This window comes from Haloflavibacter putidus (assembly GCF_006546625.1).
In the GTDB taxonomy this organism is placed as follows: Bacteria; Bacteroidota; Bacteroidia; order Flavobacteriales; family Flavobacteriaceae; genus Mesonia; species Mesonia putida.
In genome coordinates this window covers 55,405-65,540 of the sequence record NZ_VIAR01000014.1, presented here as the reverse complement: position 1 = coordinate 65,540, position 10,136 = coordinate 55,405, and the positions used below count along the sequence as shown (strand labels likewise).

The 10,136-nt window shown below is 34.6% G+C and carries 10 protein-coding genes; 3 read left to right on the top strand and 7 right to left on the bottom strand.

The window, feature by feature from the left end; translation table 11 throughout:
* A partial coding sequence (locus tag FKR84_RS13415) for a hypothetical protein (RefSeq protein ID WP_233357763.1) occupies window positions 1-203 on the top strand: 203 nt, incomplete at its 5' end.
* Window positions 204-511: 308 nt separating this feature from the next.
* Here the strand turns inward: FKR84_RS13415 and FKR84_RS12160 are convergent.
* Window positions 512-2,494 carry a putative porin gene (locus FKR84_RS12160; protein WP_141422592.1) on the bottom strand — a complete coding sequence of 661 codons (1,983 nt, stop codon included), beginning with the start codon at window positions 2,492-2,494 and terminating at the stop codon, window positions 512-514.
* A gap of 100 nt (window positions 2,495-2,594) precedes the next feature.
* Here FKR84_RS12160 and FKR84_RS12155 point away from each other — a divergent pair, with 100 nt between their 5' ends.
* Together FKR84_RS12155 and FKR84_RS12150 are read left to right on the top strand one after the other, a co-directional pair.
* Entirely contained in the window at window positions 2,595-3,194 is a 600-nt protein-coding gene (locus tag FKR84_RS12155; RefSeq protein ID WP_141422591.1) for a ribonuclease HII, read from the top strand.
* Between the two features lie 63 nt (window positions 3,195-3,257).
* Window positions 3,258-5,726, top strand: a complete 2,469-nt coding sequence (locus tag FKR84_RS12150) for a hypothetical protein (protein WP_141422590.1) — start codon at window positions 3,258-3,260, stop codon at window positions 5,724-5,726.
* 158 nt (window positions 5,727-5,884) lie between these two features.
* Here FKR84_RS12150 and FKR84_RS12145 read toward each other — a convergent pair whose 3' ends face one another.
* From FKR84_RS12145 to FKR84_RS12120, 6 genes are all read right to left on the bottom strand, one after another.
* On the bottom strand, window positions 5,885-6,184 hold the full coding sequence (locus FKR84_RS12145; protein WP_141422589.1) for a type II toxin-antitoxin system RelE/ParE family toxin: 300 nt from the start codon (window positions 6,182-6,184) through the stop codon (window positions 5,885-5,887).
* Window positions 6,177-6,428, bottom strand: coding sequence for a type II toxin-antitoxin system ParD family antitoxin (locus FKR84_RS12140; RefSeq protein ID WP_141422588.1), 252 nt, complete (start codon window positions 6,426-6,428; stop codon window positions 6,177-6,179). The genes FKR84_RS12145 and FKR84_RS12140 overlap by 8 nt, the downstream gene beginning before the upstream one ends.
* 278 nt (window positions 6,429-6,706) lie before the next feature.
* Window positions 6,707-7,921, bottom strand: coding sequence for a bifunctional alpha/beta hydrolase/OsmC family protein (locus FKR84_RS12135; protein WP_141422587.1), 1,215 nt, complete (start codon window positions 7,919-7,921; stop codon window positions 6,707-6,709).
* Window positions 7,896-8,639, bottom strand: coding sequence for a lipoyl(octanoyl) transferase LipB (gene lipB, locus FKR84_RS12130; protein WP_141422586.1), 744 nt, complete (start codon window positions 8,637-8,639; stop codon window positions 7,896-7,898). Before lipB ends, FKR84_RS12135 begins: the two co-directional genes overlap by 26 nt.
* Window positions 8,629-8,793, bottom strand: a complete 165-nt coding sequence (locus FKR84_RS12125; RefSeq protein WP_141422585.1) for a YqaE/Pmp3 family membrane protein — start codon at window positions 8,791-8,793, stop codon at window positions 8,629-8,631. The genes lipB and FKR84_RS12125 overlap by 11 nt, the downstream gene beginning before the upstream one ends.
* A gap of 167 nt (window positions 8,794-8,960) precedes the next feature.
* Window positions 8,961-10,097 carry a T9SS type A sorting domain-containing protein gene (locus FKR84_RS12120; protein ID WP_141422584.1) on the bottom strand — a complete coding sequence of 379 codons (1,137 nt, stop codon included), beginning with the start codon at window positions 10,095-10,097 and terminating at the stop codon, window positions 8,961-8,963.
* Window positions 10,098-10,136: the final 39 nt, after the last annotated feature.

Here is a 10,136-nt window from a genome sequence, read left to right as displayed (position 1 = left end):
ATCCTGAGCCAGGATCAAACTCTTCATCGTTGTTTCTTAAATATTTTACAATACCTAAAAACATCCTTATCGGAATTTATCGTGTTTCTATCTCTAAAAACAAGACTCAAAATATGCTATTTAGCCTTAATTCAATTTCTGTCAATATATCAATGAACTTCTCAAAAAAAAACTTTTTCTTTAAAAAGTCTTTATCTCGTTAAAAACAAAGGAGTCGAACCCTATAAAACACTTCTTTAAAAATGCTTGCCAATCCCGGCTTTTTTATTCTGAACTTCTTAGCGCGTTTTGCGGGTGCAAATGTAAAACTTATTTTTAATATAACAAGCTTTTTATTTTATTTTTTAGAAAAAAATTTTCTTCCCTGAAAATCCCAAAAACATCATCCTTTTAATGAACTAATATGCCCGAAAGCGGGTGCAAATATACAACCCTTTTTCTTTCCTAAACAAACCTTTTTTGAAATAAATTTAAAATAATTATTTACGGATTGGTTTTCAGCAATTTAAACTTACAAAAAGAAATTCCAAACTAAACCAAAACGAATAACAAAGTCTCTATAAGGTTGCGAAGGTGCCGCATAATTGCTATTACCGGCAAATATGGTAGGAAAGTTTTCTAGCTTAAAAAAGATTCTGGTTTGCTTTATTTTTGCGTTAAAAAATAAATCTAATGTGTAAAAACCATCTAATGTTTTTTCATTTTGCACAAAAAATTCTCCTAAAACAGGATCATAGGCATCAGATTCAAAATCTGTAAAGTATTTAAAAATAAAACCCGTCTGTAAATACAAAGCTTTTTGAAACCAATAGTCTTCGTAATACAGAGAATTTCTGGTAACAAAATCAGGCACCTTTAATACTTGCGCTCCGTTGAAAACATTTTGATACATTAACGTATTGTCTAACGAAAACCGCCCATAACTAAATTTTCGTTTTACTTTCAGCTTTAAATAACTTACTGCATCTTCATATTGTTTTGGCACTACCAAACTATCTGCCGCTTGCGTACCCAAATCATTTTCTTTTAGACCGAAATAAGTAAAATTGTCCAGACGCGTCAAATCTGCCTGAAACTCGGCAATTTTTTTAGATTGCAAATTAAATTGGAGTTTTTGGGTTTCGATATTATCGAAATTATTTTTCCAATTGTAATTGATATAATCACTCTGGTATAATTCAAAATTAAAGTTTGGCGCGCGCGAGTTACTTTGAAGCTGCGCATCTGCTCTATTGTTTTCGTCTAAAGTGTAACCTGCTTTGGCATTTAGATAATGCCCATCATAGTCTCCTATAATATTAAGCATTGCATCTCCTTCTAAAGCAAAGCCCCCAATAGAGTTTTTGTAGCTTCCTCCTATTGCCACTATATCTCCAGTTAACCGGTTCGGGATTATTATAGGATTGCTACTTGCTCCTTGGGCGTCGAGCACCAATTTTCTGTGGTAACCATAATTATAATTGGTATGCTTTAATTTAAAAGCTAAATGCCCTAAAGTATTATTTTGAAATTGTGCTTTTAGCGTATTGGAGATTTTTTGATACTCGGTTTCATCGCGAAGATTCGTACTCTTGTAAGAAGGACCGTATTGCTCGAATGGCGCACTTTGGCTGAAACGGTATTCCTTATCCGTAAAGTTAAACCTATGGGCAATGCGGAATTGATTATTTTGCGTAGAATCATTCCCCTTTAAAATCTTGTAGTGCTGCTGCAAGAAAAAACGCTTTGTATACAACATATTTTCTGCGTTTTCATAATTTACCTCCAACAAACTTCTATCCTCAAACTCAGGATTTCCAGATTGGTATTGACTATTAGCTAAGGCAGACAAACCACCATTTTCTTGATTGTTTAAATCTTGCGAAACAAAATGCGTTTTTAAATGATACCTGTTATTTTTAGTACGGTAACTGGCAGCAAATCTAAAGCTTCCTTGACTGGCGAGTATATGTTGGTATTTTCCTAAACTACGCAATCCGCGGTAAGCGATAGAGAAATTAAAACGCGGACTCAAATTTGAGGTGAAAAATGCGTCTGTGTTTTGCCCTTGCTCAAAAGTGGTTTTAAAATACAACTCGGTTAACGGGGTTGGTACGTGGTAATAATAAATATCGTCTACTTCGTAATACGGATAGTGTTTTGCGCGCGCACCAATGTCGGGCACCAAATTGTTTTCCGTAAAGTCATAGGCCAATTTATTATAGGTTTGGCCAATATTAGAAAAAGCCAATAATTCAAAATTATCTTTCCGTAAATAATTAAATTTATACTGCTTATAAATAGTTAAGCTAGTATCTACATGTGTGGTATCGTTTTTTACAGATATTATTTTATAATCTTCTATTGGGGGTTTTTCTCTGTTATCTATTACCGTTTTGGTTTTTAACTGATCGCGGTTTGTACTACGTGTGCTCCCATCTCTACGCAATTCTACCTGAGCAAATACGCTTAGCGGACAAATAATAAAAAAAAGTATAAAGTGTAGTTTTCTCATTTTTTTAATAACCTGCAGCAAAAGTATGATTTTTTACGGAATGCGCTTTTGATTGTTTATGAACTTTATACGGCCAAGAAAATGTTTTATCTTTGCGCCAATGTTACAATTAAAATATAATATAAATTATCTTGAATGCGGTACAGACGAAGCCGGAAGAGGCTGTCTTGCAGGTCCGGTAACTGCTGCTGCCGTTATACTAAAAGATTCTTTTAAACATAAATTGCTTAACGACTCTAAGCAGCTTACAGAAAAAGACCGCACAAGCTTAAAATCTCTAATAGAAAAGGAAGCGGTATGTTTTGGCGTTAGTCACGTAATGATGGACGAAATAGACAAAATAAACATTTTAAATGCTTCTATTTTAGGAATGCACCGTTCTATAGAGCAATTAGAACCCGTACCAGAACATATTGCAGTAGACGGCAACCGGTTTAAACCGTATAAAAACATTCCGTATGCGTGTTTGGTAAAAGGCGATGCCAGATTTCTAAATATTGCGGCAGCTTCTGTTTTGGCAAAAACTTATCGCGATGCTTTTATGGTAAAGATTCACGAAGAATACCCGATGTATAATTGGAAACAAAACAAAGGTTACCCCACACGAGAACATAGAAATGCAATTAGAAAATACGGCGTAACAAAATACCATCGTACAAGTTTTAAATTGCTACCAGAACAATTTGCGTTAAAGTTTTAGGTTGTTCTATTTATAACTTTGTTATTGTTTAAAGTAAAAAGCAGCAGCAACAGATTTTTGATTATGAAAAAACTTTGGACACTTTTATTTATAGGCTTTTTAATTTCTTGCCAAGAAGACACTTCTGCCCCAACGGCTTTACTTAATTTTGTACCGCCCAATACCGCGGTTATTTTAAAGACCAATAATATTTCTGAATTCCGTAAAGCGGTTACCGAAAATTCCTTTATACAACAAAATAAAAATATTCCGGTATTTAAAAACTTCCGCGAAAGCTTTTTACCTTTTGAAAACTTACAATTAGAAGAAGAAAGTCTGCTTTGTTTTACTAAAGTTGGCAGAAAAGATGTTGCAGTTACACTTATTACCAAAACGCAACCCAACTTAATAGAAACAGATTCTGTACAAAATAAAAAAGTAGAAACTTTTACCTACGATAATTACCAGATAAAAAAATATACTTTAGAAGACAAACAAACCTTTAGCACGCAATTAGACCAGATATTTGTTTACAGCAATTCTAAACTTACTTTAGAAAACATAATACGCGTTTACAACAATAAATTGCCACCACCAGAGGCTTTGCAAGAAATTTATACTGCCTCTTCTTCGGGAAAAGCTACTGTATTTTTAGCCAATAAAAACGCACAAGAAATACTTGAAAATTTTAGCCCTAATAAATCTACCCAATTTATTACAGATTTTTCAGATTGGTCTGCTTTGGACTTAGAAATACAAGCTGACGGAATTAAACTTTACGGGGTAACCAAAAGTGCCGGCACAGATACCAGACTTATTGATGTTTTTAAAGGCATTAAAACCCAAAATTTGCAAACCGCAGATATTACACCTTTAAACGCTTCTGGTTTTTTTGCTTTTGGATACAATAATTTTGAGAAACTGCAGCAAAACTTTGCGCAATACCGGCAAGCAAAAGTAAACCCTGTACAAAATGAAGCTCTTTTTAATAGTATTGTAGAAGTAGGTATTATTTTTCGGCCAAATAAAAACGCTGTGGTTTTACGGTCTTTAGATCAGGATATTACCAAAGAAAGTCTATTAGCTCATCAAAATACAGCTTCCAGCTTTCGCGGAAAAACAATTTTAGAATATACAGATACTAATATTCAGCAGGCATTTAATCCGTTAATTCATACCAAAAACATAAAATATTATACACAAATAGACGAGTTTTTTGTCTTTGCGGAAGAAATAGAAACGATAGAAAATATTATTGCCAATTACCAAAATGGCACTTTGTTAGGCCAACAAGCTTATTATAAAAATGTTGCCGATAAGCTAACCGATGAATCTTCCATGCTTTTTATGGGAATTAATAATAACCTAAAAGACGTTATTGCAACAAGTGTAGCTTCAGAAAAAAAGAAAGCTTATCAACAATTAGATTTTTCTAACTACGATCTTAGCGTATTGCAGTTGGTTTACGATACAAATTTTGCGCACGTAAACGCTATTTTAGAAAAAGCAGAAGCCGGTAAAGCTCCAGAAAAAGTACTGCAGGTAAAAAGCATAAAACTCCCAAATGATTTAAGTTCGCATCCTTATTTATTAGAAAACTGGCGCAACAAAGAAAAAAACATTGTAATACAAGACGAAGAAAACGTGCTGTATGTTTATGATTTTGACGGCAACTTACGTTGGAAAAAAGAGTTGGAAAGCAGAATAAACGGCCCGGTAAAAGAAATAGACATCTACAACAATGGACGCATTCAATTTGTATTTACTACGCAGAACAAATTTCATATTTACGCGGTTAATGGTACGCGGGTAAAACCATTTCCGGTTCCGTTTAACGATCCAATTACGCAACCGCTTTCTATTTTTGATTATGCCAACAACAGCAAATACCGTTTTGTAGTTACCCAAAACAACAGGCTTTATATGCTAAACAAAGAAGCAAGCCGTGTAAAAGGTTTTACTTTTGAAAAAGCCGCCGCCCCAATTACGCAAGCACCAAAACACATACGTATTGGCAGTAAAGATTATATTGTTTTTCCGTTAGAAAACGGAAAGTTGCATATTTTAAACAGAACCGGCGATACCAGAATTAAAGTAGACCAGAAAATAGATTTTTCTGAAAACGAATGGTTTTTAAACAACAGGAAATTCACCTCTACAACCGCCGGCGGCGATTTGATACAAGTAGACCAAGCAGGAAAAATAAGCAAAGAAAAATTCGGTTTAACCGAAAACCATAACTTTTTGGCTAACCAAAATACAAAAGTGAGTTTTTCTGAAAACACTTTAAAAATAAATAAGGCTAAAGCCGAATTGGACTTTGGTCTCTACACCGAACCACAACTGCACGAAATTAGCAAAAACACCTACATTTCTATAACAGATTTGCAGACTTCTAAGGTGTATGTTTTTGACACGAAAGCAAACTTGCTTCCCGGCTTTCCGGTTTACGGAAACTCAAAAATAAGTATGGGCAATATAGACAACCGCGGCAATCTGGAGTTTGTGGTAAAAGGCGAAGATAATAGCGTGCTGATGTATGAAATACAGTAAAAGTTTTTTTAAAAAAGTTACTGAAAATTAAATAATCAAGAAATCAGTCTTTAAATTATTGGTCTATTTAATAATAGAGGTTCAAAAAGCTAAATTATTCCGTAAAGCTATGAGAAGAATTTCTTTACTATTTATAAATATTATTGGGTGTAGTTATTTTATTCGCCTATTCTATTTTTCAAATCCATTCTTTCGTGTAAAATTCTAATAATTTCAATTCTTTCGGAATTAATTATTTGATAGAAAATTATATGCTTTTCAGATTTGACTCCTAAAAGATTTTTGCTTATCCCATCATATTCTTTTCCTACACTTGGGTTATTAGCAATTCCATTACAGGCCATATTTATCGTTGCGTAATATTTATCAGCTTGAGTTTCAGACCAAGTCTCGAAAGTATAAAACCAAATATTATTTAAATCATCAATGGCTTCCTGTCTTAATACAACTTTAGCCATTTTTTCTTCTTTCCGCTTTTAATTTTTTCAGATTTTCATCAAAGTCAAAATCCTCGACAATAGGACTGTTTAAGCCTTGATCAATGGCGTTTCTCAAGGCAATAACTTTACTTTCCTCATTTTCTAATAATCTAAGTCCAGCTCTTATAACTTCGCTGACGTTTTTATATCGACCAGCAGAAACTTGACTACTCACAAATTGGTCAAAATAATTTCCGAGTGATACTGATGTGTTTTTGCTCATAACTTTTGAATTTACACCTAAAAATACCAAAAATTGGTAAGGTTCGCAAATTTCAGCCAATATGAATTATGGCGAATTTGAATCTGATTCGATTTATTGTGATAAATAAAGGATTAATTAAAGAGTTGAAACCACTTTTTTCAAACACTTTTAAAAAACGAACGCTACTATTCTCTTAAACTATTAAATAGTATTTTAGAAAAGCACAGAAAAAAATAATACTTAAAAAATAAAATTGCTTCCACAAATGAGCACAATTCTGCAAACGAAACTTTTTTCTACTCCACCGCCACCGTATCTATCTTTGCTTTTTTAGCTAAGGTATTGTGCACCGGACATTTGTTGGCAATTTCTATAAGGCGTTGGCGTTGCTTTTCGTCTAAATCTCCTTCCATCATGATTTTACGCTTAAAAATGTCGTGCTTTACAATTTTCTTTTTACCATCTACCTCGGTTTCTTCTTTTTCTTGGTGATGGCTGGTGTGCGTTTCTACCTTTTGTAAATCCCATTTTTTATGACGCGCATACATTTGCAGAGTCATAACAGTACAAGCCGAAAGTCCGGCAGAAACAAGTTCAAACGGATTGGGACCAAAATTATTACCACCAACTTTTATTGGTTCGTCTGCGGTTAACGGATGGTCGCCGGCGCGCATATTGGTAGTAAAACCGTTATCTGCATGCAAAGAGGCCACCGCATCTTCTTTGGTTTCTAATTTTTCGTCTTCAGGAAATTCTAAATAACGTTTTGCCCAGGCCGCAATACTTTCGCCAACATAAATCGCATCTTTTTTGTTGGAAAGTAAATGGTCTGCCCCGTCTAGACTGATGAAACTTTTAGGATGATGTGCATTTTTATACAAACTCTCTGCATTGCTTATGCCTACTAATGTATCTTGTGGCGAATGTAGATTTAGATACGCTATTTTCAGGTCTTTTAAGTTGCTTTCTACCTGCTGCTTTTCTATATCATCCAAAAATTCTTTTTTGATGGTAAAAGGTCTGCCGGCAAGTTTTACTGTAGCAAAACCATTTTTTTCTATCTCTTGAATATCGTTTTGCAAAAGTTTTTTTACATGATCTGGATTGCTTGGTGCCGCAATTGTGGCAACCGCCTTAATGCTTTTTATGGTTTTTGCTGCTAATAAAACGGCCGCGCCTCCTAAAGAATGCCCTACCAACAAACTGGGAGCTTGGTGTTCTTTTTCCAAAAAGTTTGCTGCGTCTATCAAATCTTCTACATTTCCAGAGAAGTTGGTTTCGCTAAAATCGCCTTCGCTTTGGCCCAATCCAGTAAAATCAAAACTAAAAACTCCATAACCCTGGTTGCTTAGGGTTTTGCTAATGTTTCTTACAGAAGTTAAATTTTTGGTACAGGTAAAGCAGTGTGCAAAAAGCACGAAATTTGTTGTTTTTCTGTCTATAGGTAAATCTAAATAGGCGGTTAATTCTTGTCCGTTTCTATTTTTAAAGTGAATTTTTTTTGTTTTCATTTTGTTGTATAAATCTGGCTTCAAACAAACTTACAAAATGCTTTAACAACTTCTGCTTAACTTCCTGTATATTAACTTCTTTTTCACGCAATTCTGTATGTAAAGAAGTAACCGCTTTATCTTTTATTCCGCAGGGAACAATATTATCAAAATAAGATAAATCTGCATTTACATTAAACGCAAACCCGTGCATAGTTACCCATCTGCTGGCACGAACGCCCAAAGCACAAATTTTTCTGGCTGCCGGTGTTCCCACGTCTAACCAAACACCGGTTTCGCCTTTGCTGCGCTCGCCTTTTATGCCATATTCTGCCAAGGTTAGAATTACCATTTCTTCCAGTAAACGTAAATATTTATGAATATCTGTAAAGAAGTTTTCTAAATCTAAAACGGGATAACCTACAATTTGTCCGGGACCGTGGTAAGTAATATCGCCTCCTCTATTTATTTTGTAAAAACTCGCTTTTTTGGCAGCTAATTGTTTTTTTGATAAAAGTAAATTCGCTTCATCGCCATTTTTACCTAAAGTATAAACGTGCGGATGTTCTACAAAAATTAATTGATTTTTAGTTAAATTTGGTTGTAAACCCTGTTTGCTAAGTTGCCGGTTTTCTTTTTTCTGCAATAGAATGCCATCAAAATATTTTTCTTGCAATTGCCAAACGGTTTTATAGTCTTCTCTCCCTAAATCTTGAAAATAGATAGCTTTATTTTGCATGTGGCGGACGGTTTAAAATAATTAAGGCAGCAATAACGCCGGGAATCCAGCCCAAAAGCGTTAAAATAAGTACGATTAAGATAGAACCACAACCTTTGTCTATTACGCTCAAAGGCGGAAACAATATTGCGAGGAGTACGCGCCAAAAATCCATTCTTTTTTTGATTGCGAATGTACAATTATTTATTTTTTTGGTTGATAAAACTACAATTTTGCGCAAGCAAAAAGTCTAGCTTCCTTAATTGAAAAACTAGACTTTTATTTTTATTGTGATAAATTTAATCAGCAAAGCTTTACCTTATTTCAGTAATTGGAACTACCTTATCGTACAATTAGCTTTCTAACTCCTGTGTTTTCTGCAGTGTTTAATCTAAGAAAATAGATGCCGGCCGGGAAATCTGTAATAGAAATTCTTTGTTTCTTTACGGAATTTTCAAAGGAAATCTCTTTTATCATCTTCCCTGCAAAGGTGAAAATTTGTAGGCTTCTGCTTTTTTCTGCTTTAGTAAATTCAATAAAAAAAGCTTCTTTGGCAGGATTCGGGTAAACCGAAAATTGATTTTTTGTGTAAGACGTTGTAGCAAGTGCTACATTTTCTTCCAAATAATCTGCTACGTCACTATTATCTGTATCATCGTCTGTTGGGTCGCCATTGCCGTTATAATCTTCATCGGCAGTTAAAATACCATCGCCATCATCGTCGTTATCCATATAGTTTTTTAGGCCATCGCCGTCTGTATCGTCATCGTTTAAGTTTCCGTTATTATTTACATCTTCGTCCGCGCCGCTTACCAAATCGTTATCATAATCTTCCCAGCAACCGCTTGGGTACAATTCAAAACTACTCATTGCTGTACAACCGGATTCATTTTTAACCATCACAAAAATAGTTATCGGATTGTAAATATTTGTGAAGTTCTCAGGGTCTGTAATTTCGTTTATAGCGTTTTCGGCATCGTCTTCCGTTAAGTAATAATGAAACGAGTGATTGGCAGGATTCAAATCTCCAAGAATTAGACTTTCGGCAGTGGTTAAATTAAATTGCGTAATTCCATCCATAGGTTCGTCGTCTTGATCGCAGGCAACATTATCCGGAATGTCTTGCAAGATTTGAAAAGCTTCGCCAACTTCCAAAACCAATAAACCAGTAGCAAAATTTCCAGTCCCTATGTTTTCTACGCGCGTATAAAGTGTTTCCGTAAAGGGAATAACATTTGAGTAGGTGGGCATTAGAGGGTTAGTGGCACTTTCTGCATCTACCTCTGTTGAATAATAACTCACCTCTAAATCTGCGGGCGATTGCCCGTTTAAAATAGCGGTATTTGCTTGGGTTAAGTCAAAAGTAGCATAACCATCTGTGTCTTCTTCGCAAACCAAAAGATTAGCATCGTTTGCATTTACTTGAGCAAAAGTGCCGATAGTGCTTAAAAAAGCCAAAAGGAGTAGAGTGTTTTTCATAAAATTGCCTTTATTCTGGTAAAAATAACTAAAATCATC